The sequence below is a fragment of the Marinobacter sp. LQ44 genome, from assembly GCF_001447155.2.
Lineage (GTDB): Bacteria > Pseudomonadota > Gammaproteobacteria > Pseudomonadales > Oleiphilaceae > Marinobacter.
On record NZ_CP014754.1, the window covers coordinates 2,966,891 to 2,991,092 of the forward strand.

The 24,202-nt window shown below is 59.6% G+C and carries 25 protein-coding genes; 10 read left to right on the forward strand and 15 right to left on the reverse strand.

Annotation, left to right across the window (positions count from 1 at the left end; all coding sequences use genetic code 11):
- Positions 1-38: 38 nt before the first annotated feature.
- Complete coding sequence (gene gshA, locus ASQ50_RS13545) at positions 39-1,595, forward strand: glutamate--cysteine ligase (protein ID WP_058091934.1); 1,557 nt, start codon at positions 39-41, stop codon at positions 1,593-1,595.
- A gap of 113 nt (positions 1,596-1,708) precedes the next feature.
- Positions 1,709-1,921 carry a ribosome modulation factor gene (gene rmf / locus ASQ50_RS13550; protein WP_058091935.1) on the forward strand — a complete coding sequence of 71 codons (213 nt, stop codon included), beginning with the start codon at positions 1,709-1,711 and terminating at the stop codon, positions 1,919-1,921.
- A 1-nt stretch (position 1,922) separates the two neighbouring features.
- Here the strand turns inward: rmf and fliL are convergent, their stop codons facing one another.
- Positions 1,923-2,348: a flagellar basal body-associated protein FliL gene (gene fliL / locus ASQ50_RS13555; RefSeq protein ID WP_058091955.1), complete on the reverse strand. Its 426-nt coding sequence runs from the start codon at positions 2,346-2,348 to the stop codon at positions 1,923-1,925.
- A 67-nt stretch (positions 2,349-2,415) separates the two neighbouring features.
- On the opposite strand from fliL, the gene ASQ50_RS13560 reads away from it, so the two are divergent.
- A complete protein-coding gene (locus tag ASQ50_RS13560; protein ID WP_058091936.1) occupies positions 2,416-2,922 on the forward strand; it encodes a disulfide bond formation protein B in 507 nt (168 codons plus the stop codon).
- 105 nt (positions 2,923-3,027) lie between these two features.
- Positions 3,028-3,507 (forward strand): Rsd/AlgQ family anti-sigma factor, encoded by a 480-nt coding sequence (locus ASQ50_RS13565; RefSeq protein WP_058091937.1) that lies wholly within the window; start codon positions 3,028-3,030, stop codon positions 3,505-3,507.
- A gap of 69 nt (positions 3,508-3,576) precedes the next feature.
- Here ASQ50_RS13565 and ASQ50_RS13570 read toward each other — a convergent pair whose 3' ends face one another.
- The 3 genes from ASQ50_RS13570 to ASQ50_RS13580 all read right to left on the reverse strand — a co-directional run bounded on the left by ASQ50_RS13570 (position 3,577) and on the right by ASQ50_RS13580 (position 5,327).
- Positions 3,577-4,290, reverse strand: coding sequence for an FKBP-type peptidyl-prolyl cis-trans isomerase (locus ASQ50_RS13570; protein WP_058091938.1), 714 nt, complete (start codon positions 4,288-4,290; stop codon positions 3,577-3,579).
- Positions 4,291-4,413: 123 nt separating this feature from the next.
- Positions 4,414-4,797, reverse strand: coding sequence for a hypothetical protein (locus ASQ50_RS13575; RefSeq protein ID WP_058091939.1), 384 nt, complete (start codon positions 4,795-4,797; stop codon positions 4,414-4,416).
- Positions 4,794-5,327: a DUF2390 domain-containing protein gene (locus ASQ50_RS13580; protein ID WP_058091940.1), complete on the reverse strand. Its 534-nt coding sequence runs from the start codon at positions 5,325-5,327 to the stop codon at positions 4,794-4,796. The genes ASQ50_RS13575 and ASQ50_RS13580 overlap by 4 nt, the downstream gene beginning before the upstream one ends.
- A gap of 44 nt (positions 5,328-5,371) precedes the next feature.
- Here ASQ50_RS13580 and ASQ50_RS13585 point away from each other — a divergent pair, with 44 nt between their 5' ends.
- Positions 5,372-7,318 (forward strand): ATP-binding cassette domain-containing protein, encoded by a 1,947-nt coding sequence (locus tag ASQ50_RS13585; RefSeq protein ID WP_058091941.1) that lies wholly within the window; start codon positions 5,372-5,374, stop codon positions 7,316-7,318.
- A 13-nt stretch (positions 7,319-7,331) separates the two neighbouring features.
- Here the strand turns inward: ASQ50_RS13585 and ppx are convergent, their stop codons facing one another.
- On the reverse strand, positions 7,332-8,858 hold the full coding sequence (ppx, locus tag ASQ50_RS13590; protein ID WP_058091942.1) for an exopolyphosphatase: 1,527 nt from the start codon (positions 8,856-8,858) through the stop codon (positions 7,332-7,334).
- Between the two features lie 285 nt (positions 8,859-9,143).
- On the opposite strand from ppx, the gene trxA reads away from it, so the two are divergent.
- Positions 9,144-9,470 (forward strand): thioredoxin TrxA, encoded by a 327-nt coding sequence (trxA, locus tag ASQ50_RS13595; protein WP_011784020.1) that lies wholly within the window; start codon positions 9,144-9,146, stop codon positions 9,468-9,470.
- A 95-nt stretch (positions 9,471-9,565) separates the two neighbouring features.
- Here the strand turns inward: trxA and ASQ50_RS13600 are convergent, their stop codons facing one another.
- The 4 genes from ASQ50_RS13600 to moaB are packed head-to-tail and all read right to left on the reverse strand — an operon-like array spanning position 9,566 to position 12,076.
- Positions 9,566-10,012, reverse strand: a complete 447-nt coding sequence (locus ASQ50_RS13600; protein ID WP_058091943.1) for a molybdenum cofactor biosynthesis protein MoaE — start codon at positions 10,010-10,012, stop codon at positions 9,566-9,568.
- A gap of 1 nt (position 10,013) precedes the next feature.
- Positions 10,014-10,274, reverse strand: a complete 261-nt coding sequence (gene moaD, locus ASQ50_RS13605) for a molybdopterin converting factor subunit 1 (RefSeq protein ID WP_058091944.1) — start codon at positions 10,272-10,274, stop codon at positions 10,014-10,016.
- A gap of 2 nt (positions 10,275-10,276) precedes the next feature.
- On the reverse strand, positions 10,277-11,491 hold the full coding sequence (gene glp / locus ASQ50_RS13610) for a gephyrin-like molybdotransferase Glp (RefSeq protein WP_058091945.1): 1,215 nt from the start codon (positions 11,489-11,491) through the stop codon (positions 10,277-10,279).
- A gap of 12 nt (positions 11,492-11,503) precedes the next feature.
- A complete protein-coding gene (gene moaB / locus ASQ50_RS13615; RefSeq protein WP_058091946.1) occupies positions 11,504-12,076 on the reverse strand; it encodes a molybdenum cofactor biosynthesis protein B in 573 nt (190 codons plus the stop codon).
- 367 nt (positions 12,077-12,443) lie between these two features.
- On the opposite strand from moaB, the gene rho reads away from it, so the two are divergent.
- From rho to ASQ50_RS13630, 3 genes are all read left to right on the forward strand, one after another.
- Entirely contained in the window at positions 12,444-13,706 is a 1,263-nt protein-coding gene (rho, locus tag ASQ50_RS13620) for a transcription termination factor Rho (protein WP_058091947.1), read from the forward strand.
- 365 nt (positions 13,707-14,071) lie between these two features.
- Positions 14,072-15,559 carry a 4-hydroxy-3-polyprenylbenzoate decarboxylase gene (ubiD, locus tag ASQ50_RS13625; protein ID WP_058091948.1) on the forward strand — a complete coding sequence of 496 codons (1,488 nt, stop codon included), beginning with the start codon at positions 14,072-14,074 and terminating at the stop codon, positions 15,557-15,559.
- A gap of 13 nt (positions 15,560-15,572) precedes the next feature.
- Positions 15,573-16,565, forward strand: coding sequence for a 2Fe-2S iron-sulfur cluster-binding protein (locus tag ASQ50_RS13630; protein ID WP_058091949.1), 993 nt, complete (start codon positions 15,573-15,575; stop codon positions 16,563-16,565).
- A gap of 61 nt (positions 16,566-16,626) precedes the next feature.
- Here the strand turns inward: ASQ50_RS13630 and ASQ50_RS13635 are convergent, their stop codons facing one another.
- From ASQ50_RS13635 to ASQ50_RS13660, 6 genes are all read right to left on the reverse strand, one after another.
- Complete coding sequence (locus ASQ50_RS13635) at positions 16,627-17,868, reverse strand: heme biosynthesis HemY N-terminal domain-containing protein (protein WP_058091950.1); 1,242 nt, start codon at positions 17,866-17,868, stop codon at positions 16,627-16,629.
- Positions 17,865-18,977: a uroporphyrinogen-III C-methyltransferase gene (locus tag ASQ50_RS13640; RefSeq protein WP_058091951.1), complete on the reverse strand. Its 1,113-nt coding sequence runs from the start codon at positions 18,975-18,977 to the stop codon at positions 17,865-17,867. The genes ASQ50_RS13635 and ASQ50_RS13640 overlap by 4 nt, the downstream gene beginning before the upstream one ends.
- Positions 18,964-19,803, reverse strand: coding sequence for a uroporphyrinogen-III synthase (locus ASQ50_RS13645; RefSeq protein WP_058091952.1), 840 nt, complete (start codon positions 19,801-19,803; stop codon positions 18,964-18,966). Before ASQ50_RS13645 ends, ASQ50_RS13640 begins: the two co-directional genes overlap by 14 nt.
- Complete coding sequence (gene hemC, locus ASQ50_RS13650; RefSeq protein ID WP_058091956.1) at positions 19,784-20,725, reverse strand: hydroxymethylbilane synthase; 942 nt, start codon at positions 20,723-20,725, stop codon at positions 19,784-19,786. Before hemC ends, ASQ50_RS13645 begins: the two co-directional genes overlap by 20 nt.
- Positions 20,726-20,810: 85 nt before the next feature.
- Positions 20,811-21,566 carry a LytR/AlgR family response regulator transcription factor gene (locus ASQ50_RS13655; RefSeq protein ID WP_058091953.1) on the reverse strand — a complete coding sequence of 252 codons (756 nt, stop codon included), beginning with the start codon at positions 21,564-21,566 and terminating at the stop codon, positions 20,811-20,813.
- 30 nt (positions 21,567-21,596) lie between these two features.
- A complete protein-coding gene (locus ASQ50_RS13660; RefSeq protein WP_227513169.1) occupies positions 21,597-22,685 on the reverse strand; it encodes a sensor histidine kinase in 1,089 nt (362 codons plus the stop codon).
- Positions 22,686-22,744: 59 nt separating this feature from the next.
- Here ASQ50_RS13660 and argH point away from each other — a divergent pair, with 59 nt between their 5' ends.
- Complete coding sequence (argH, locus tag ASQ50_RS13665) at positions 22,745-24,160, forward strand: argininosuccinate lyase (protein WP_058091954.1); 1,416 nt, start codon at positions 22,745-22,747, stop codon at positions 24,158-24,160.
- Positions 24,161-24,202 lie beyond the last annotated feature (42 nt).

The following is a 24,202-nucleotide window of genomic DNA, read 5'->3' on the forward strand; positions in this document are numbered from 1 at the left end:
TCCTCACGAGGGGGCAATCGCGCCAACAGGAGCTCACCATGGCTGAATCCCGCCACTCCCTGTTTCACCAGTTTGCGGCCAGCGATTGGGACGGTTTCCTCAAAGGGGTCGAAAAAGAAGGCCTTCGCGTGGATGCCAATGGTTTCATTGCCCAGACACCGCACCCGGAGGCGCTGGGCTCGGCCCTGACCCATCCACGGATTACCACCGATTATTCCGAAGCCCTGCTGGAGCTGATCACCCCGGTTTTCAGCTCCACTGAGGCCATGCTGGCATCGCTGCGAGACACCCACCGGTTTGTCCAGCAGAATCTCGGTGACGAAGTGTTCTGGTCGGCCAGTATGCCCTGTGAGATTGATGGCGATCAGAGCATTCCCATCGCTGAGTATGGCCGCTCCAACATTGGCCAGCTCAAGCATGTCTATCGGCAGGGGTTGGCTGTGCGTTACGGTCGCATCATGCAGAGTATTGCCGGGGCCCACTACAACCTGTCGTTACCCGACAGTTTCTGGCGTAAGTGGCAGCAACTGACCGGCAATCAGGATGCCCTGAAGGATTTCAAATCCGACCAGTATTTCTGGTTGATCCGCAATTTCCGCCGCCGAAGCTGGCTGTTAATGCTGTTGTTCGGTGCATCACCAGCCCTGGACGCCAGTTTCGTTGCCGGCGTGAAGCATGACCTAAGCCGGTTTGACGAGCGAACCTGGTATGGCAAACACGCTACGTCGCTGAGGATGGGTGATCTGGGTTACCACAACAATGCCCAGGCCTCCCTCAACATCTGTTTCAACGAGCTGGACACTTACACCCGTACCCTGGACCAGGCTATCCATACCAATTGGCCTGCCTATGAAGCCATTGGCACCCGTCGTAACGACGAGTTTATCCAGATCAACACCAGTGTGTTGCAGATTGAGAACGAGTATTACAGCGCCGTTCGTCCCAAACGCACCACCGAGCGCGCTGAGAAGCCTATCCAGGCGCTGGATGCCCGTGGAGTTGAATACATAGAGGTACGTTGTCTGGATCTGGACCCATTCTCGCCGGTAGGGGTCAACCGGGCGCAGATCGATTTTCTGGATCTGTTCCTGCTTGACTGCCTGCTGACCGACTCTCCCCGAATCGGAGATGACGAATGTCAGCGGCTGGATGACAACTATAAAGATGTGGTGGCATCAGGCCGCTGGCAGGAGCTGGGGGTGTGCCAGGGTGGCCAGCGGGTGCCGGTGGGTGATGCTGCCCGTGAGTTGCTGGATCGCTTGCAGCCGCTGGCGGATTTGCTGGACAGCTGGGGTAAGGACGAGACCTACCGTTCAGCCCTGGCTGCTCAGCGTGAAAAGTTGCAGGGGCAGGAATGGTCTGTGCCATCAGCCCGCGTACTGGCGTCGATGGAAGCCTCCGGGCTTGGTCACCGGGACTGGGTGCTGGCGTTGTCCCAGCAGCACCAGGAAACCCTCAGAAGCGAACCACTGGCTCCGGACGTGCTGGCGGATTACCAACGCATGTCGCGGGAATCCCTGGCCGAACAGGATGCCCAGGAACAGTCGGATAAACTTCCGTTTGCCACCTTCCTGGAAGAGTATCTTCGCTCGTGAGCCGTGGTTGAGTCACAACCCGAAAGGGACGTGACGCACAGAAACCACCGAAGGGTTTGCCGGCTTCGTTACCTGCTGTTACTTTTGTTTACAACAGGTAAGGAGACGGCGCCATGGCAAGAGATATCAAGCTCGGATGGGATGTGGAAGCCCTCAACAAGGCGTATCGCCAGGGGTACATGGCGGGCTCCATGGGCATGGATAAAAACCGATGCCCGTATCGGGGTGAGGTGATCATCGCCGCCTGGGAAGCGGGTTGGGATGATGCCGGCCAAGTGGCTGCTGAGCAACCCTCCAGCGACGACCTGTTCTCCCGAATCGCCTGACCTACCGTTGCACCACAAATTCCGTAAACAGCACGCCGGTGATGCGCTCACCGGTTTTCTGTTCTTCCAGGGCGGCATTGATCCGCTGTGTGGCTTCCCCTCTTAACGCTTGCTGGCCCTGCTGAGTAGTGAGCTGGTCAACGTCCGTCTGCTCACCGAACAACATTACCAGTTCGTGCCGCAATCGCGGCATATGGGCCTGTACTGCGGCTCTTGTTGTCTCCTGCGAGGCACGAAGGGTTACCGATGCCTTCAGGTAAATGACCTTGTTGCCGGGTTCGCCCACATGGGTCACAAATGCCGGCTCCATGGCGATGTAGTCGGTTACCCCCCGTTCCTCCGGCTCCTCCTCCGCCATGGCCGGCCAGGCGATCAGGGAAGCGATAGCGAGTAACAGCGTTAGGGCGTATTTTCGGTGAAAGGTCATAGGCGCAATGTTCTTCATGGGTTAGGATTGGCAGCATCAGCTTACATGATGATTCCGGGGTGTTGATTTGACAAGCAGATGGGTGTTCGGCGTCGTTTTTCTTTTGTGCGCAGCTCTGTTGGCCGTGGCCTTTTACATGGAGCACGTCATGGGCCTGGAGCCTTGTCCGTTGTGCTGGTTGCAGCGTTTTGGCTTCATGGGCGCCGGGCTGGTAGCCCTGATTGCGTTTCTCCATGGCCCCACCGGTTTTGGTAACCGGGTGTATGGCTTTTTTCTGGTGCTGACCGCCGGTACCGGACTGGGCATTGCTGGCCGGCAGCTGTGGCTGCAAAGCCTGCCGGAGGATCAGGTGCCCGCCTGTGGCCCGTCCGTGGACTACATGCTTGAGGTGTTGCCCTGGTTTGAGGTGCTGCAGACGGCCCTGAAAGGTACCGGTGATTGCGCCGAGGTGGTCTGGCGCTTTCTCGGGTTGAGCATTCCTGGCTGGACAGCCTTGTTCTTCAGCTTGTTGGTGCTGGTTGGCCTGGTGATGATGTTCCGCCGATACCGGCCGAAAAACTGGTTGCAGGGCTGAAACGGTTGCGGGCCACCATGGCCTTGGGGTAACTTGATTCAGTCATGACGACAATCAAGTGAACGGCCATTTATCAGGCAGACTGACTGAGGGGAGACAGACGTCATGTTGGAGAACTGCAGAAACGCCAGGGAGCGTTGGGGCGGAGTCAGCGAGCTGATCGACCGTTGGCTGAAAGAGCGCCAGGAGCTGTTGGTGCGCTACTGCGATCTGTCGACCGAGACCGATTTTTCCCAGACCGAGATGCTGCGAGACAAGTTTGTCCGCCTCTGTGAGGTGCTGGTCGATTATGTGTCTGCCGGGCACTTCGAAGTCTACGAACAGTTGATCCAGGAAGCCCGTGAGTTCAACGATGGCGGCCTGGAGTTGGCGGCAAAGGTCTATCCCCGGATTGAGCAGACGACCGGTGTGGCTCTCAATTTCAATGATCGCGTTGATGGTCGACTGCTGACCGAAGGCGACGTCAGAGAGCTGTTCTCAGAGTTGTCCAAGCTGGGTGAAGTGCTGGAAAGCCGGTTCGAGATGGAAGACTTCCTGATCGAGCATCTGCATAACGCCCACGCTGGAAAAATGGCCTCAGCCTGATTCCGGGCAGCCAACAGAGTCTTCCAAAAAAACGGCCTGAATGTTCAGGCCGTTTTTTATTACCCGGAGTTATTCGTTTTCCGGGTTGACTGCCAGCAGTTCCACATCAAAAATCAGGGTTTCGTTGGGCCCGATGGCCTGATTGCCACCCGGGCCGTAGGCCAGATCGGCAGGAATGTAGAGCTTGTAGCGGGCGCCTTCGCTCATCAGTTGCAGGCCTTCGGTCCAGCCCGGAATTACCTGGTTCAGGCCAAAGGTAACCGGTTGGCCACGATCACGGGAGCTGTCGAACACATCGCCATTGATCAGCTCACCGGTGTAGTGTACCTGTACACGGTCTGAAGCTGTCGGGTTGTTGCCGTCGCCTTCCTCGATGACCTCATATTGCAGGCCGGACTCGGTGGTTTCCACACCATCCCGTTCAGCGTTCTGGGCCAGGAAGGCTTCGCCGGCTTCCAGGTTCTGGCTGGCCAGTTCGTTGTATTGCTGTTCCTGTTGGCTTTGAAGCTCCTCCTGGTAGGCCATCAGTGCTTCCTGAATTTGCTCCCGGGTCAGGCGCTTGGTCTCCTCGTCACCGGCGTGGCCGTGCTGGATGCCCTGCAGGAACTGATCCATTTGCAGGTCAGGCAGGTCGTTGCTCATGCGCTCACCAAGCATCAGGCCCATGCCGTAGCTGACTTTCTCCGGCGTCGTGTCCAGAGCGGGGTCCTTTGCGGAATCCTGGGCGGTAGAGCAGCCGGCAACCAGGCCGGTCATGGCGATAGCTAACAGGGTTTTCTTCATACTGGTATCCTTTGCGCGTGTAACAGGGCCTGACGGCCCACTTGGATTTGGCAAACAGGAAAGGTAACGGGTTCAGCGGCAGGATGCCACTGAAACTGTGGTAACAGTGTGATGCTGTTGGCGTCAGGTCCCGTTATCCCCGGGGGATGGGGCAAGGGAGAAGGGTGCCCGATAAGGCGAACGCCAGTCGTTGTCATTGTCGGCCCGGCGCTCGTTGCGCAGGTTCTTGCCTGGCCGCTCGATGGCCAGCGCATTCCAGGGGCCCTGGGCCGGTGGCTGGTCGGCATAATGCCAGTTACCTTCGGTATCCTGCCATTTGAAGACAATTTCCGGGCCCTCGGTGGGGATAGGGGCCGGCAGCAAACCTTCAAACGAGGGGATGGCTTCAGGCTTTTCCTCAGCCGCAGGCTCGGAGACCTTGTCCGGGTCCCCAAGGCCAAAGAAAATCAATAACAACAGCAGGCCAAGGGCCGGAAACGATAGCCGAATAAGCCATTTCATCATCATGGCTGTGGTTCTCCTGCCGCAGCAGCCAGGAGGCCTGCCAGCGTGTCCAGTGATATGGGGGCCCGGGTGTCTGCTTCCCGACGCGGTGCTGCAGCCAATAGGTTTTGCTGGATGGCGGCTTTGCGATTGTGCATGTTGCCAGTCTCCGGGTGCCTGGGTGTCAGTGTGTGCCAGGCCAGGGCAAGTTCGGTTTGCTCGGCCTGTAGTTCGGCCCGGGCCAGCGCTTCCCGGAGATCACGACAACCAATATGATGCCGGGGAATGGATTTTCTGGCCGAACGAATGCTGCCGGTTACACGGGCTCGCCACTCTGTTACCTTAGCGTCCTCAACGCCAGTGAACAGGTGCCCGTTCACCCCCAGCCAGCCGGCACAGAGAATTCGGGTGACGCTCCAGTCACAGGCCTGCAACGTCAGGCAGGCCTCGGCCAGCTCCGGATTTTGCCAGCAGGCCAGTGCATAACGCCACAGGGGATTATCCGGTTCCATTGTTGCGGGCAGATTCAATGATTCTGTCTGCGGAACGGTCATGGCAGGGCACTTCCCTGGCTGAAATCCATGGATAAAGACAGTCTATGTTAACGATAACCGATCTCAGTTTACAACGAGGCGGCGTCTGGTTGCTAGAAAACGTCAGCCTGACGGTGCAGCCCGGCCAGAGGGTGGCGATTGTTGGCGCCAATGGTGCCGGAAAATCCAGCCTGTTCCAGCTCTTACTGGGCCAGTTGGCACCTGAGCAGGGCAGTGTGTCGCTGCCGGGGGGCTGTCGCATCGCCCACATGGCGCAGGAAGTTGAGGCCAGTCAGCGATCTGCCAGAGACTTCGTGCTGGACGGCGACTTTGAATTGCGCCGCATGGAACGTGAGCTGGCGGATGCCGAAGCCCGGGATGACCATCACGCCATCGCCCGGTTACACGGGGAACTGGACGTGCACGAAGCCTGGTCGGCGCCCAGAAGAGCCGAGGCGTTGTTGCGGGGTTTGGGGTTTGTCGACAGCGATGTGGACCGGCCGGTGTCGGCGTTTTCCGGGGGCTGGCGTATTCGCCTGAATCTGGCTCAGGCCCTGATGCGGCCATCGGACCTGCTGTTGCTGGATGAGCCCACCAACCACCTGGACCTGGACGCCTGTCTGTGGCTTGAGAACTGGCTTCGTCGATACCCGGGCACCCTGCTGTTTATCTCCCATGACCGGGATTTCATGGATCGGGTGGCCACACACCTGGTGCATTTTGATAACAAAAAGCTGGAACTCTACACCGGCAACTACTCGGCGTTTGAAGTGCAGCGCAGCGAGCGCCTGGCCCAGCAACAATCCAATTACGAGCGCCAGCAAGCCCGTATTGCCGAGATTCAGCGATTCATTGACCGCTTCAAGGCCAAGGCTACCAAAGCCCGCCAGGCCCAGAGCCGGGTCAAGGCTCTGGAACGCATGGAACGAATCGCGCCAGCCCATGTGGATTCGCCCTTCAGCTTTGAATTTCCGATGGCAGACAAGGTGTCCAACCCGTTGTTGTCCATTCGCAACGGTGTGGCCGGCCATGGCCAGACGGCTATCCTGAATAATATCAACGTCACCTTGCTGCCCGGTTCACGCATTGGTTTGCTCGGCCCCAACGGTGCGGGCAAATCAACCTTTATGGATGCCCTGCGGGGCACCGGTACCCTGCTGTCGGGTGAGCGTACCTGTGGCGAGCACCTGGCCATCGGCTACTTTGCCCAGCACCAGCTGGAAGCCCTGGATCTGGATGCCAGCCCGTTCCTGCATTTGCAGCGGTTGTCGCCCCGTGCGTCCGAGCAATCGGTGCGGAACTTTCTGGGCGGCTTTGATTTCCATGGCGATGAGGCCCTGAGCCCAATTCGCTCGTTCTCCGGGGGTGAGAAAGCCCGGGTCGCCCTGGCGGTGATCGCCTGGCAGAAACCCAATCTGTTGCTGCTGGACGAGCCCACCAACCACCTGGACCTGGAAATGCGCCAGGCCCTGACCATGGCATTACAGAACTTTGATGGCGCTATTGTGGTGGTGTCCCACGATCGGCACCTGCTGCGCAATACGGTGGATGAGTTCTGGTTGGTGTCGGATGGCACGGTTCAGGAATACGATGGCGACCTGGAAGATTACGAACGCTGGTTGGCAGATCGCAGAAAGGATGAGGACGAGCCACCCAAACGCCAGGTGGCTGAGGATTCCGATGCTGAAAAGAAAGCCGGCAGTGCCCAGGCATTGACGGCCGACGAGCGCAAGGCCAGAAAACGCCAGGAGGCGGAACTTCGCCAGAAGCTGAGCCCGTGGCGGAAAAAACAGGTATCTCTGGAAGCTCGGATGGATCAGCTGCAGCAGCAATTGGCAGGCGTGGAAGCTTCTCTGGGCGACCCTGCGGTGTACGAAGACAGCGGGAAAGTACGCCTGAAGGCGCTGCTGGCGGAGCAGACCGAACTCAAGCGGGCCCTGGAGGAGACCGAGGCCGAATGGCTGGAGGTCAGCGAAACAGTGGAAAATCTGGAGGCCGAACTGGCCGGCTAGTGCCCCGTCTGGTTTACCGGGTGCCGATTTCCAGGGTGAAATCCTGTTTGGCCAGGTAATCCCGCTCGTTTTCCAGGTCTGCCAGGGTTAGCGGCCGATTGTCCAGCCAGCCCTCCGGAAATTCCACCACCAGTCTGTTCTCATGGCCATGGAGGACAAACTCGGGCGGCTCTTCCAGGTTCCGGGGGTGTTGAATCAATACGGCCATTCGCAACAGCACGCACAGGTAGCGCAGGCGCGGTTTGTCTTCCGGCTCTATGCCTTCAAATACCGTGGATGAAAACTTGCGCCGATGGCCGCGCACCAGCGTGGCCAGATCTTTCTGGAACTCTTGGGTAAAGCCTGGCAGGTCGGAATAACGCAGCAGATAAGCGCCATGTTTGTGGTACTGGCTGTGGGAGATGGTCAGGCCAATCTCGTGCAGCCGGCAGGCCCAGCGCAGTACATCCTCGTCCGCTGACGTATGCAGACCCCATTGATCGGCCACTTGCTGCCAGGCGGCAATGGCCGTCTGCTCAACGGCGGCACCGTGAGCCTGGTCGACGTGGTAGCGCTCCTGCAGCGCGGCAATGGTGCGTTCCCGCACATCCTCGTGCTGGATACGGCCAACGATATCGTACAGCAGCCCCTCCCGGAGAGCCCCATCTGCGAAGGTCATCGCCTGAATACCCAGTGATCGGAATGCCGCCAGCAGGATGGCAAACCCGGCCGGGAAAATGCTTTGCCGATCCTGACGAACGCCCAGGTCTGCCAGTTTTTCAACCTTGCCCATGTCGACAAGCCGTTTACGCAGCTCTTCCATTGCGTCACGGGTGAGGGTGCCATCGGTGATCTTCAGATTGGCCAGCACACTGCAGATCGCCTTGATGGATCCTGAGGAACCGACGGCACTTTGCCAGCCAACCGAGAGGTAGTGCTGGCGGATGTTCAGGAGCTCCTGTTCGGCGTGAGTGATCGCTTTGTCCATCTGCCGCCGGGTAATTTTTCCGTCCGGGAAATAGCGATTGCGAAACGACACACAGCCCATATGCAGGCTTTCCAGCTCCTGGGGCTCAAATCGCTGGCCGATGATGAATTCGGTGCTGCCGCCGCCAATATCGATGACCAGTCGCCTGCCTTCGTCATCGGCCAGAGTGTGGGAAACGCCAAGGTAGATCAGACGGGCTTCTTCCCGTCCCGCGATGATCTCAACCGGGTAACCGAGGACCTCTTCTGCCCGGGCAATGAACTCGGGGGCGTTGCGGGCCACCCTCAAAGCGTTGGTGCCGACAATCTGAACCCCCTCGGCAGGCATGCCCTGTAGGCGCTGGGCAAACCGGCTGAGACATTCCAGGGCCCTTTGCTGGGCTTCTTCCGTCAGCCGGTTATAGGGGTCAAGCCCCGCGCCCAGCTGGACCTTTTCGCCCATCTTTTCGACGGTACGAATTTCACCATGGACCAGGTGGGCTACGACCATATGAAAACTGTTGGAGCCCATATCAATGGCTGCCAGCATATCCGGGGAGGGGGCGGTGTTCTCGGCGGGGGATGCGGCCGTCACGTGGGTTGGCGTCCTGTATGGTGTGAACTTGTCGATACAATGGCCGTACTATAAAAGAAAGCGCGGTGCGCTGTCAGTAACGGTCTGCGGTGAATACGGATGCGGATCGTCGCCGACGGAAACAGATCTCGCTTCACATTGAGGCCGGCAATCGCGTAAAGTATTCGTCTAACGAAATCCGGGCAGGCGACATTCCGATGACGGTTTGTACAGCCTGCTACAGTCAACAGCGACTCCGACGCGGCTGCGTTACAGGCCCCGGAGCGCCTGAATCAGGAAAAGGTAATGAGCGGAAATATCGTTAATGTCACCGACGCTTCTTTCGAACAGGACGTACTGAAGTCCGACGTCCCGGTACTGGTCGACTACTGGGCTGAGTGGTGCGGCCCGTGCAAGATGATTGCCCCGGTTCTGGAAGAAATCGCCGACGAATACGACGGCAAGCTCAAGGTCTGCAAGCTCAACATCGACGAAAACGAACAGACCCCGCCCAAGTTCAACATCCGTGGCATCCCGACCCTCATGCTGTTCAAGAACGGCAACGTGGACGCCACCAAAGTTGGCGCTTTGTCCAAGTCACAGCTCGCCGCCTTCCTCGACAGCAACCTCTGATCCGCTGTTGAAGAAAAACCGCCCCTGAACATGGTTCACGGGCGGTTTTTTTGTGCCTCAATCACCCTCGCTGGCCGCCAGTCGAAAAGTGAGCTTTATTCCCAGGCCCTGGAGCGGTCCAGGTCCGAGTCTTTTTGCTCTACCCAGTGTTCAGTGTCTCCGGTGATTTCCTTTTTCCAGAACGGGGCTGACGTTTTCAGGGCGTCCATGATGAATTCGCAGGCTGCAAATGCATCCCCCCGGTGAGCACTGCAAACGCCAACAAACACGATCTGATCCGACAGCGCCAGCCGCCCGACCCGATGAATCACCCTCGCCTTGCGGACATCCCAGCGCTGGGAGGCGGAGTCAATCAATCCCTGAATCACCTGTTCCGTCATGCCGGGATAATGCTCCAGGAATAACCCGGTCACCCCGGACAGGTCCCCGGAGTCCCGCACCAGCCCGGAAAAGGTCGCCACCGCACCAGTGCCGGAACCGGAGGCGCGCAGCGCCTCGTATTCTGCGCCGACATCGAAATCTTCCGTCTGGATAGAAATCATTTCAACCTCCGGTCACCGGTGGAAAGAAGGCCACTTCATCGCCCGGCGTGACCGGCGTTGACGGCTTGGCCATGGCCTGGTTGACCGCCACCATGACCGGCTGGTCACCCTGCAGTTGAGCCCAGGGGCCGCCACGGGCGGCCAGTTCTGACAACACGCCCTCAACGGTTTGGCCCGGAGTTGCCGGCAACTCAAGGCTCTCGGTATCAAGCTCCTCGCGAAGCCGTGCGAAAAAGCGAACAGTCAGGTTCTGGTCAGTCATGATCAGCTCATCAGTTCAGGGTACGAGTAATACATCACCGGGTCACCGATATTGATGGTGCTGTTTTCCGGCACCACCGCCAGGCCGGAGCTCCAGCAAGCGGCACTCAGCACGCCGGAGCTCTGGTTCGGGGCAGCAGACACGGAAGCGGTGGCCCCGTTGCCTGTCTTGCGGGCGCGCACAAACTCCCGTCGGATGGACGGTGAATGGGTGGTGAAGTCTGCGGGCAGGCATTCCCCGATCGGCAGCGCGTCGGGTCGCCCCTGGCGTTTGCGAACGTAGGGCATCACGATGACCATAAAGGAAATCAGCACAGAGGCCGGGTTGCCGGGCAGCCCAAGCACCGGCGTGTCGTCAATGCTTCCGAACGCCAATGGTTTGCCAGGCTTGATGGCCATCCGCCACAAAGACAGCCGGCCGGACTCCTCGAGCACCGCGCGCACGTGGTCTTCTTCGCCCACCGACACGCCGCCACTGGTGATGATCAGGTCGGCTTTCCTCGCCGCCTCTTGCAGTGCCTGACGAGTGCCGTCGCGAGTATCCCGAACGGTCTCGCAAAGGATAGCCTCACATCCCGCCTGTGCCAGCATCCCGAGCAGGGTGTAGCGATTACTGTTGTAAATCTGGCCGGGGGCAAGCGGCTCGCCGGGTTGCACCAGTTCGTCACCGGTGCTCAGGATGGCCACCCGCAACCGGTCCAGTACCGGCACCTGTGCGATGCCCATCGAGGCCAGTAAGCCCATTTCCTGGGGGCGAATAAGGGTGCCCCGGGGCAATGCCAGCTCCCCCTGGGTGAGGTCCTGACCGCGACGACGAATGTTCTGCCCGGCGCTGACTTCGGCCACGATGAGGATGTTGTCATCGGTACGTTCCACCCGCTCCTGCATCACCACCGCAGTCGCGCCCTCCGGAATCTCCGAGCCGGTGAAGATTCGCACAGCGGTACCGGGCGCCAGTGGTTTGGGGGCCGTGCCCGCTGGCACCCGGTCAGAGACCGCCAGTGCCCGCCCGGGGGCGACGTCTGAGTGGTGCACCGCATAGCCATCCACGGCGCTGTTGTCAGCTGGGGGAACGTCCGCTGGCACATACTGGTTCTCGGCCAGGACCCGCCCCAAACACTCGCTGAGCGGCACCGCCTGGGATTGTGTGACAGCGGTGGCGCGACTCAATATGTAGTTGAGAGCGTCGTCAACAGAGATCAGGTCAGAGCCTGCCATGGTACCTCCCGGTTATTTTTCTGCGCGGTTGCCAATGACTTCCTGAAGCCGGCTGAAAGCACGCTCTGGCTTGCGCATGACCAGTCCGGAATAGTTGCAGGGGCCGTGCCGGCTGTCCAGCTGGTCTTTCAGAATGCCTTCCCAGCCAGTCCTGCAGGCACCGGTTGAACCCGGCAGGCAGAAAATGACGGTATTGTTGGCCATGCCACCGAATGACCGGGACTGAATCGTGGAAGAGCGGATTTCCAGCGCCGATAACCGGCGAAATTCCTCGCCAAAACCCTCAATGACCTTATCCAGCAGGGGCTTGACCGCTTCCGGTGTGCTGTCTCGTTCGTGAAAGCCGGTGCCGCCGGTGATGATGATCGCCTGAACGTCCTGGTCCGCAACCCATTGTGAAATAATAGCGCGTATCAGGTAAATGTCGTCCGGAAGAATCCGGCGAGACACCAGTCGGTGGCCGGCCTCAATCACGCTGTCTTCGAGGAACTGCCCGGAAGTGTCCTGCTCGAAACCCCGTGTGTCAGATACCGTCAAAATAGCAATATTCAGAGGTTTGAGTTCATTGGTAAGCTCAGTGCTCATGGCTTGGCTCCGCTCCACTGCATTCGAGATGCGTTCATCAGTAATAGTAGTATCAGTATCCGTATACGGGCCGCAGATGGGAAGGGAGTAACCCATCAGAGGGAGGTGTGCCGGTGGCGGAAGATCATGAAACTGACTTAATTTTGGGCAGAGGTCTTGACAGACGCCTTCAAGGTGGTCGATTATGCGGCTTGCCCGGCGAACGGTTGTTCCCACTCTCTGGCTTCAGCAAACAAATCCGGCTTCCATCTGCACCGGTTGCTCCATCTAGCCAGCACCATGTTTCAGCTTTTTTGATCAATGCGTTCAGGGGCACCCCTGTCATTCCAACAGTCGTTTACTTCCATTCCTGACAATCCTACAAATTATGAATCTTACTGAACTCAAGCAGAAATCTGTGCCCGAATTGCTCGATATCGCGCAAGAAATGGGCCTGGACAACCTGGCTCGCTCGCGCAAACAGGATGTTATCTTCACCATCCTGAAGAAACACGCCAAGAGCGGCGAAGACATCTACGGCGACGGCGTACTGGAAATTCTGCAGGACGGTTTCGGCTTCCTCCGCTCCGGCGACGCCTCCTACCTGGCTGGCCCGGACGATATCTATGTTTCACCCAGCCAGATTCGCCGTTTCAACCTGCGTACCGGCGATACCGTCTCTGGTAAAATCCGTCCTCCCAAGGATGGTGAGCGTTACTTCGCCCTGCTGAAAGTTAACGAGATTAACTTCGACAAGCCGGACAACGCCCGCAACAAGATTCTGTTTGAAAACCTGACCCCGTTGTTCCCCCAGGAGCGATTGACCCTGGAAGTGGGCAACGGCAGTACCGAAGACCTCTCGTCTCGGGTACTCGACCTGGTAGCCCCGATCGGTAAAGGCCAGCGTGGCCTGATCGTGTCCCCGCCCAAGGCCGGTAAAACGCTGCTGATGCAGGGCATCGCCCAGTCCATCGCCCGCAACAACCCGGAATGTCACCTGATGGTGCTGCTGATTGACGAGCGCCCGGAAGAAGTGACTGAAATGCAGCGCACCGTGCGCGGCGAGGTTGTAGCCTCCACCTTCGATGAGCCGCCGGCCCGTCACGTGCAGGTAGCGGAAATGGTGATCGAAAAGGCCAAGCGCCTGGTCGAGCACAAGAAGGATGTCATCATCCTGCTGGACTCCATCACCCGCCTGGCCCGCGCCTACAATACGGTGATTCCGTCTTCCGGCAAGGTGCTCACCGGTGGTGTTGACGCCCATGCCCTGGAAAAGCCCAAACGCTTCTTCGGTGCGGCCCGGAATGTGGAAGAGGGCGGCAGCCTGACTATCCTGGCGACCGCGCTGGTGGATACCGGTTCCAAGATGGACGAGGTTATCTACGAGGAGTTCAAGGGCACCGGTAATATGGAAGTGCACCTGGACCGCAAGATTGCCGAAAAGCGTGTCTACCCGGCCATCAACATCCGTCGTTCCGGCACCCGCCGTGAAGACCTGCTGATGAGCGAAGCAGACATCCAGCGCGTGTGGATTCTGCGCAAGCTGCTGCACTCCATGGACGACGACACCGGTGCACTGGAGTTCCTGCTCGACAAACTGCGTGACACCAAGACCAACGACGAGTTCTTCCAGTCTATGAAGCGTCGTTGATACTGGTTTCTGTGCGCGCCTGACTTTTGGGGCGGGCGTTGTCGGGGGCTTCCTCCGGAGACACGCCGTGAACCCATCCCTGGGGGCTCGGTCTTGCCATCCCTGGCAAGACACGGTCTCCGGAGGATGCCCCCGACAACGCCGTTCGACGTTCTTGCGCGCACCGATTGTCTTGGAGATCGTCAGCACCAAAGTTCGAAGAACGAGGCAGGGAGGGGGTGCCAAAACAATCAGGGAAACCACGTTTTCCGTTTTGGCACCCCCTCCCTGCCTCGTTCCGGCTCCAAAAGCACGAATCCCCAAGCGAAGGGCAGTCCAGAACCGCCCAAACTCCGTAGTACCGTAGACCAGAAACGGAGCACACCATGAAATACAACGACCTCAGAGACTTCATCAGCCAGCTGGAAAAGCTGGGTGAGCTGAAACGCATCAGCGTAGAAGTCGACCCGCACCTGGAAATGACAGAAATTTGCGACCGCACACTGCGGGCCGGTGGGCCGGCGTTGTTGTTTGAAAACCCGAAAGGCTACGACATGCCCGTACTGGCCAACCTGTTTGGTACCCCCAAACGGGTGGCGCTGGGCATGGGGCAGGAAGACGTGGCGGCGTTGCGGGAGGTCGGCAAGCTGTTGGCGTTCCTGAAAGAGCCGGATCCCCCCAAGGGCTTCAAGGATGCTATCGAAAAACTGCCGATCTTCAAGCAGGTGATGCGCATGAGCCCGAAAGTGCTCCGCTCGGCACCCTGCCAGGACGTGGTGATCGACAAGGATCAGGTCGACCTGTACCAGATTCCGGTGCAGCACTGCTGGCCCGGTGACGCCGGCCCGCTGGTAACCTGGCCGCTGGTGATCACCCGTGGGCCCAATAAAGAGCGCCAGAACCTGGGAATCTATCGGCAGCAGGTGATTGGCCGCAACCGGCTAATCATGCGCTGGCTTAGCCATCGGGGCGGGGCGTTGGACTATCAGGAATTCCGCCGGGCCAACCCGGACAAACCCTATCCGGTGGCGGTGGCTCTGGGCGCGGACCCGGCGACCATTCTGGGGGCGGTAACGCCGGTGCCGGATTCGTTATCCGAGTACGCCTTCGCCGGGCTGTTACGGGGTGCCCGTACCGAGCTGGTAAAAGCGGGCCTGAGTGACTTGCAGGTGCCTGCAAGCGCCGAGATTGTGCTGGAAGGGTTTATCTATCCGAACGACATGGCTCCGGAGGGACCCTTCGGAGACCATACCGGTTATTACAACGAGGTGGACCATTTCCCGGTGTTTACCGTGGAGCGAATCACGCACCGGCAAGACCCGATATACCACAGCACCTATACCGGCCGTCCGCCCGATGAGCCAGCGGTGCTCGGGGTGGCGTTGAACGAAGTGTTTATTCCGATCCTGCAGAAGCAGTTTCCGGAGATTGTGGATTTCTACCTGCCGCCGGAGGGCTGCTCCTATCGGCTGGCCATCGTTACCATGAAAAAACAGTACCCGGGCCATGCCAAACGGGTGATGATGGGCGTATGGTCGTTCCTGCGGCAGTTTATGTACACCAAGTTCGTGATTGTCACCGATGACGACGTGAACGCCCGCAGCTGGGAGGATGTGATCTGGGCCATGACCACCCGGATGGACCCGGTTCGGGACACCACGATGGTGGAAAATACACCGATCGACTATCTCGACTTCGCCTCGCCGGTGTCTGGTCTGGGTTCAAAAATGGGCCTTGATGCCACCAACAAATGGCCTGGTGAGACCGATCGGGAGTGGGGCACCGCGATCACCATGACCGATGAGGTCAAGCGGCGGGTGGACGACCTGTGGGACAGCCTCGGCATTGAAATTCCCGCCGCTCGCCTCGATTGACAGGAGCAGCCGGATGCATCGGATTCGGCTTCAGCCATCCGGCCTGGGTTTTCAGGTGGCAGGCGATACGGACTTGCTGCTGGCCGCTGCTGAATCCGGTATTCAGGTGCCGGCCGCCTGCCGAAATGGCGTATGTGAAATCTGTGAGGCCCGGCTGGTGTCCGGTCAGGCCCTGAATACCCGTAATCAGAAACTCATCACGGTTGGTGAGCGTTTAATGATGTGTCGAACCATGGCGCTGACTGACCTGAAACTGGAGATACCCGCCGTTATGGCATCAGGAAATCATCAACCCCGGCAATACCCGGCGAAAGTGGTGGATGTGCGCTCCATCAGTCACGATGTGTATCGGGTTGAATTGCAGTTGCCGAAGCGCCGCGAGGTGTCTTTTCACGCCGGCCAGTACCTGTCGGTGAATCTTCCAGGTGCCGAGCCCTGCTATTTTTCGATTGCCAGCAGTCCGTCGGCCGCCAATATCGAGTTGCACATCCAGGCCTCGCCAGACTGGGTGTCTGCCCAGAAGGTGATTGATGCCCTGACCTCCGGGCAGGATGTTACCGTGGAGTTGCCCCATGGCAAGGCGTGCCTGGCCGCCGCTCCGGACAAGCCGGTGCTGATGGTGGCGGCAGGCACCGGTTTTGCGCAGATGAAAAGCCTGTGTGAATTCCTGCAGGAAACCCGTTTCCAGCGCCCGGTCAAATTGTACTGGGGGGTGCGCAAGCACGAGGATATGTACCTGCGGTCGCTGGCCCAGCAATGGCATGACGACTGGTCACCGTTCAGCTTCTTCCCGGTAGTGGGTGACGACGAGGACAACGATTGGGGTGGCCATCACGATCAGTTGGTGGGTGCCGTGCTGGCATCCGGGGCAGACTGGCAAAATGTGGAAGTGCATGCCAGTGGCTCGCCAGTCATGGTCTACACCCTGATGGATGCGCTGATGGCTGAAGGGTTACCAAAGCAGGCGTTCTTTTCGGATGTGTTGGAATACGCTCCGCGGGATTGAACGCCGATGTGATGAAGCGAAAAGGCCGGATGGTAACTATCCGGCCTTTTTGGTTCCGGTGTCAGGCCCTTGGCATCGGCAGGTCTGGCAGGCTGTTATCGCTTTCCAGGCCCTGCATCAGCAGCTTGATACTGGCCTCTTCTTCACCCATGTGAGCATTCAGCCGGCTTAACTCGGCCAGGGTTTCCCGGCTACGGCGCAGGTGCAGGCTGGTCTGGAAATACTCTTTTGCCTTGCCCCAGAGCTCGTTACGGAGGCTGAGGCGGCCCAGGGCCAGCAACAGCTCCGCATTATTGGGACGGTCTTTCAGCCACTGTTCGGCAATCAGCAGCTGCTCCTCGGGCTGGTTGCCCTTTACCCGCCCATACAGGTTGATGAGCTCATCGCTCCAGTGATTTCTCAGTACCTTGCGCAACAGGGTTTCTGCCTGGGCTTCGTCACCCAGCCTGGCCAGCAGGCTGGCGTAATCCCGGATGGTGTATTCGTCCCGGCGCACAAAGCCGGGCAGTTCGTCCCATAGCCGGGTCAGCGGTTCCAGAGACGCCTCCGGGTTGTCTTTGCGCAGCTTCTGGGTGTCTTCTGCGGCCCTTTCCAGCAGGTTGTGCCATACCTGCCGTTCAAGCTCGTCCAGCTCTTTGCCTGGCAATACATCCCGCTTGCGAAGCTCCGGTATCAACCGGGACAGCTCACGCCAGTCTTCCAGGCGCAGGTAGGTGTTCTTCAGGAGCTTCAGCACAAACGGATGATGGGGCGACTCCTTGCGAAGGCGCAGCAGGGTGGCCAGGGCCTGCTCCAACCGATTGCCCGCCAGTTGCAGCTGGGCTTGGGTCAGCCCTACCGCCATGCTGGAGCCAGGGGTACTGTCATAGGCTTTGCGCAGCAGCTCATCCACCGCTTCGTGGTCACCGGTTTCAAAGGCCGCCTGGGCGGCGGCAAGGTAGTTGATCAGCGGTGTGTCGGCTTTGTCTGCCGAGGTGGCCAGCAGCTTGCGGGCCCGCGGCCAGTTGCCCTCGGCCAGTGCCAGTAGACCCTGGGTGGTGCGGCGCCGGGCCCGGCGTTCGTTGCCCCGGGATACCCAGCCGGCCACCATCCCGGTGCCCTGGCGCAGGTGCCTGAAGGTATTGATCAGAGAAACCGCCAATACCACTAGCAGGATTATCAGCCCGAGGCCCACCCAGAAATTGGTTTCGATCAGGTAATGGCCCAGGCTGATGCGAATATAGCCAAGATCATAGGTCAGCCCCAGGGATAATGCGGTGCCGACCAGCAGCGCGACCAGCAGGAGCAGCAGAAGCCGGATCATGAGTCGTTGCCCCCGCGTTCGGTTTCGGGAGCGTCATCATTACCGGTCGCCAGCCGTCCGGCCAGCCGCTCTTTCAGCAAGCCGAGAGACTGGCTGATATCCGGCAGGGTTGGGTCCACATTGCGGCCCGCCAGTTCCGTCAGCGTATCGGCCAGGCCCTGGATGGCTGGGTTAGTGGCATCGTACCAGTCATTGACGGTGGTGATGGCCTTGTTCAGGGCCCGTTCATACAAAGGCTGGTTGCCCCGAAGGACGGCCATTTCCGCCTCTTCCAACATCAACTGAAGGTTAAGGCGAGCCCAGGCGCTCTGGTCCGGCGACAACAGGGGTTTGACCGGTTCGTCCAGGCGACGGACCACGACCACCTGTTTGAGGGTATCAAGGAAACGATTCCAGCCCCGCACAAACATGTTGCGGCCATCGGCCGGGGCATTCGGGTCTTCGGTCATCTGGAAGCCCGGGGCCTGATCGTGAATCAGGGCCTGGTCGGTCAGGTCATGAATGCTGGCAATGGCCGCTTCCAGTTTCAGGTACAGCCCGGTGCGGTCGACGCCCTGGATGCCTCGCAGTGACAGAATTTCCCGGGCCAGTTGCTGGCGAACCGGGTAAACCCCGATGTCATCGGATTCCCGCAGAACCTCATCCGCAGATTCCAGGGCAGACAGGGCGCCCCGGATATCTTTCTCAATCAACAGGCGCTGGTTGGCGATGCGTAGCAGGTATTCTGCCTCGGCCAGCAGCCAGTCGGTCCGGGTACGATTCCCGGCCTCAAGCAGCTCCCGGGCGTTGTGGTCAATCTGTCGCTGCTGGGTGGCGATCAGCTCGCGCTGGGCCGAAAGGTTATTCTCCAGTGACTGAAGGCGCTGGCTTTGCTCGCTACCACGGCTGCCATAACGGTCTTCCAGTTGTGCCGTATCCTGGCGCAATTCCTGGATGACCAGCATGGTGGTTTGGTGGGTTTGCCATTGTTGCCAGTTCCAGAACGCCAGAGCCAGGGCAATAATCAGCGCCACAATGGCAATCAGCCATACGGGCCACAGGCGCACGGGGGCGGGATTGGCCGGATTAACCGGAGCGGGCAGTTGCTTTGTTGTTTCAGTCACGGGCATCCTTACTTGGTTTACCGTTGTCACCGGCCTCCTGCATCAACCAGGAAGCCACACTGGTCACCAGATCCTGATCAGCCAGGCCGTCCGGAACCAGTACGTTCCTGAAGCCGGCCTTGCGGGCCTGCTCCGAGACTCGTTCCGCTGGAACCACCAACAGCGCATTGTTCAGAGTTGCCAGGAACGCACTGCTGGCCTCTACCAGATTGTTCAGGGTTTCACCGGAAAGCGCAATAATCACCTCCGGCCGGAACCCAGCGAAATTGTCTTCTAAGTCGTTGGCAGCATAGTACGGCCGGAAGCGTCGGTACAGCGGCAGAACCGTTACACGGGCACCTCGTTGCTCCAGGGTCTGCCGGATCAGCTCGCGGCCGTCTTCTCCCCGTGCCAGTAGCACCTTTTCATGGTTTAGATTCTGCAAACCCGGCAGGGCCAGCAGGGCTTCACTGGTCCAGCCATTGTCTGGTTTGTTCGGGCTCAGGCCGTGGTGGGCGAAAACCGCGGCGGTGCCGGCCCCCACGCCATACCACTGGATGCCCATGGGCACCTGAGGCCACCAGTGATCGATCTCACCAAGCAGCAAGCTGGCGGCGTAGGGGCTGACGGCAATGATGTGGGCGAAGTGGTCCAGATCCTGAAGAGTCGACCGGCGCTCTGGTGTTTCAGGCAGCGGCTCCCGGGCCATCAAGGGCATCCGGCGAACCTCGGCGCCGGCGGCCTGAAAAGCCTGTGCCAGGCGGCTTGCCTCGGGTTCTGGCCGGCAAATCAGTATGCGCCGGCCCTGCAAGGGCAGGGCCTGGCTATTCCGATCAGCTTGGGGTGTGGCCATAGATCTCAGCCAGTACCTTGTCAGCACCCATAGCCAGCAGTTGCTCAGCCAGTTCACGGCCCAGGCGTTCGCCTTCGGCGCGGGGCGCGCGGCCTTCTACCCGAAAAATCTCGGTGCCGTCGACTGCACCGACCAGTCCACGCAGCCACAATGTGTTGTCGCCTTCCAGCAGGGCATAGGCGGCAATGGGAACCTGGCAACCCCCTTCGAGGCGCCGGTTCAGGGCCCTTTCTGCTTTCACCCGGTCAGAAGTATCGTCGTGATTCAGTGGTGCCAGCAATGCCCGCAGCTCGCTGTCATCGAGGCGGCATTCAATACCCAGCGCGCCCTGGCCAACGGCCGGAAGCGAGACCGTATCCGGCATGCAGTAGCGTATCCGGTCGTGGAAGCCCAGGCGCTTGAGGCCGGAGCTGGCCAGGACAATGGCGTCGTACTCGCCGGCATCCAGCTTGGCCAGTCGGGTGTTGACGTTGCCTCGCAGCATCTTGATTTCCAGGTCCGGCCGGTTCGCCCTGAGCTGGGTTTCGCGGCGCAGACTCGAGGTGCCAACCACGGCACCCTGGGGCAGTTGGTCCAGATTTCCGTACTGATTGCTGATAAACGCATCGGTCGGGTCTTCGCGCTCACAGATAGCCACCAGGCCAAGGCCCTCCGGGAATTCCATGGGCACGTCTTTCATGGAATGCACCGCAAGGTCGGCCCGGCCGTCCAGCATGGCTTCTTCCAGCTCCTTCACAAACAGGCCCTTGCCACCAATCTTGGCCAGGGGCACGTCCAGAATCTTGTCGCCCTGGGTTTTGATCTTCACCAGCTCCACGGTGATGTGATCGTGCAGCCTTTCCAGTTCGGATTTGATGAATTCCGCCTGCCACAACGCCAGGGCGCTGCTGCGGGTTGCAATGCGAAGGGTTCGTGTTGACATGGCACTCACAGTCGTAGGAAAAAATGTGCCCCAAGGTTACCTTGTGGCAGTGAAAAAGTCCCGCCGTAGACGGCCCTGTACCCCGTCAGGGGGAGGGTTGGTGCTCCTGCAACCATTGCCTGACATGGCTGGCATGGCGGCGGCTGACCGGTAGCAGGGTGTCTGAGTCGTTCAGTGCCAGCATGCTCTGGCCATCGCTGTTGCGCCGCAGGGCCTGGATGAAACGCACGCCGACCAGGGTATGCCGATGAATGCGTAACAGTTTTTCCGGATACGCCTGCTCCAGTTCTTTCAGGGTGTAATCACAGACCGTTTCACCCCGGCTGTGGTGCAGGGTGACGTATTTCTGGTCCGCTTCGCAGTAGCGGATGTCTGTAAGATCAATCAGTTCTGTTCCCCGGTGGGTGCGCACGGCAACCTGTTCGGTGGTCAGGTCGCTGTTGTGGGTCAGGGCCTGGAGCTGAACCCTGTTTACCTTTCCTGCCCTTGCCAGGGCGTCTGCCAGAGCCTCCCGTCGCACCGGTTTGAGCAGGTAGGCAATGGCGCGAACCTCGAACGCCTGGATGGCATAGTGGTCGTAGGCTGTACAGAAAATAACCGCCGGCGGGTTGCTGAGCTGGCTCAGCTGGTGCGCCGCTTCCATGCCGTCCATGCCCGGCATGCGAATGTCCATCAGCAGGATATCCGGTTCCAGCTCGGCCACCTTGCGCAGGGCGTCATTGCCATCGCTCGATTCACCGCACACCCGGTATTCTGGCAGTTCTTCCACCAGGCGCTGAATGCGCTGCCGGGCCAGGGGTTCGTCGTCTGCGATCAGAATGCGCTGCGGTTGTTGGATCATGGTACTCCTGCGGTCGCCTGGTCTGTTTTGTCAGCTTGCTGTCCTTGCGGGCAGCCTGAGGGTAACAGTGTAGATGTTGTGTTGATGGCTGTGTTTGAGAACCGCTGGCTCGCCGAACAAAGCCTGGAGCCTGGCCTGAATGTTAACAAGGGCCACCTGGTTGCCCTGGTGCTGGCGGTTGCTGGACTCCGGTTTCGGGTTCTGGACCATCAAGTATACAAAATGGCCTTTGCCGTACACCTCGATCCGCACTGTGCCGCCCTCGGGCCTGGGCTGAATGCCGTGGTAGATGGCGTTCTCTAGCAGCGGTTGCAAGGTCAGCGGAGGAATGGCCTGATGCTCCAGGCCCGGCTGTATGTCCCAGTCCAGCGTTAACCGGTCTCCCAGGCGGAGGGCTTCAATGGCCAGATAGCGTTGGCACAGCTCCAGCTCACGGCTGAGTGGCACCAGTTGATCATCGGTGCGCAGGCTGGCCCGGAACAGTTCGGACAGATCCAGCACCGCCTCTTCTGCCTGGTCCGGATTGCTGGCAATCAGGCTGGCAATGGTGTTCATGCTGTTAAACAGGAAATGGGGCTGGATCCTGGCCTGCAGCGACGTCAGCCGGGCCTGCATTTCCGCTTCCCGCTGTTGTTGCCACTGGTGCTGCAGGTAAAAGTAGCGCAACACCATCAGCACGATCAGCAGCGCCACCAACAGTTTCTTGGCAATACCCGGCCACAGCGCAACCCCCGGCTGCGAGTGCAACACGTTGTCGGCAAACAGGCTGAAGGCCAGCACATCCAGCAGCACAATGGCCACAATGGCGAGGGTGGCGCGGGCCACGCTCATCTGCGCCAGCCATGGCCGCAGCAGGCAGATCAGTGCGGCACTGGTGAGGGTGGTCCACTGCACGAACAGGGACAGCAAGCCGAAGTAGTTCCAGTCTATCCAGCCGCGCTCGGCCTGCACGATGGACAACACCAGGACAAAAAGCTCACTGGTGACCAGCAGCAGGAACACCGCCCGCACCCGGCAAAGATCGGGCACGTAGAAGTCGGTGGAGTCCTTCTTGTTGATGCCTTTGTCGGTTGCCAGGGGAGTCTCCTTAACCGTGGTCAGAATGCTATACTGCGGCAAATTTTCACTTATCCATTGCCGGCGTGATGATGCCGGGCTGTCAGCAGGAAAGATAGACCATGACGGATCAGAAAAAGTCTGACCAGACCACATCCTCCGAAAAACCCTGGGGTGGCCGCTTCAGCGAGCCTACCGACGCCTTTGTTGAACGCTTTACGGCATCGGTCGGTTTTGACCAGCGCCTGTATCACCATGATATTACCGGCTCCATCGCCCATGCCACCATGCTGGCGAAAGTGGGTGTGCTCACCGACGCTGAGCGAGACCAGATTATTGATGGCCTGAAAGGCGTTAAAGAAGACATCGAGGCAGGCCGCTTCGAATGGTCTGTGAGCCTTGAAGACGTGCACATGAACATCGAAGCCCGGCTGACCGACCGCATCGGCATTACCGGTAAAAAGCTGCACACCGGCCGCAGCCGTAACGACCAGGTAGCCACTGACATCCGCCTGTACCTGCGGGACGAAATCGACGTGATTGCCGAGGAACTGGCCCGCCTGCAGGCTGGCCTGTTGGACCTGGCCGAGCGCGAAGCGGACACCATCATGCCCGGTTTCACCCACCTGCAGACCGCCCAGCCCGTCACCTTCGGCCACCACCTGCTGGCCTGGTACGAGATGCTGGTGCGCGATGCCGATCGCCTGCAGGACTGCCGCAAGCGGGTGAACGTAATGCCTCTGGGGGCCGCTGCCCTGGCCGGTACCACCTATCCGATCGACCGAAACCTGACTGCCGAACTGCTGGGCTTTGACCGGCCGACGGAAAACAGCCTGGATTCGGTGTCTGACCGGGACTTCGCCATCGAATTCTGCAGCTTTGCCGCCCTGCTGATGACCCACCTGTCCCGGTTCAGTGAAGAGCTGGTGCTGTGGACTTCGGCCCAGTTTGATTTCATCGACCTGCCGGACCGTTTCTGCACCGGTTCCTCCATCATGCCCCAGAAGAAAAACCCGGACGTGCCGGAGCTGGTGCGCGGCAAGACCGGCCGCGTCAATGGCCACCTGATCAGCCTGCTGACCCTGATGAAGAGCCAGCCGCTGGCCTACAACAAGGACAATCAGGAAGATAAAGAGCCACTGTTCGACACCGTCGATACCATCAAGGGCTGCCTGAAGGCCTACGCCGACATGATTCCGGTGATCGAAGCCAAGGCCGATAACATGCGGGTAGCGGCCAAGCGGGGCTTCTCTACCGCCACCGATCTGGCCGATTACCTGGTCAAGAAAGGCGTGCCATTCCGGGATGCCCACGAGATTGTCGGCAAATCCGTGGCTTTTGGTGTGGCCGAAGGCCGTGACCTGTCCGATATGACCCTGGAAGAACTGCAGCAGTTCTCCGACGTGATTGGTGAGGATGTGTTTGACGTGCTGACCCTGGAAGGCTCCGTGCAGGCCCGTGATCACCTGGGCGGCACCGCACCGAACCAGGTGCGCGCGGCGGTGGCCCGCGCCCGGAAGGGGCTAAAGCTGGTGTAGTCCATGGGTGTGTCATAGACTGATCAGCGTAGAAAATTTATG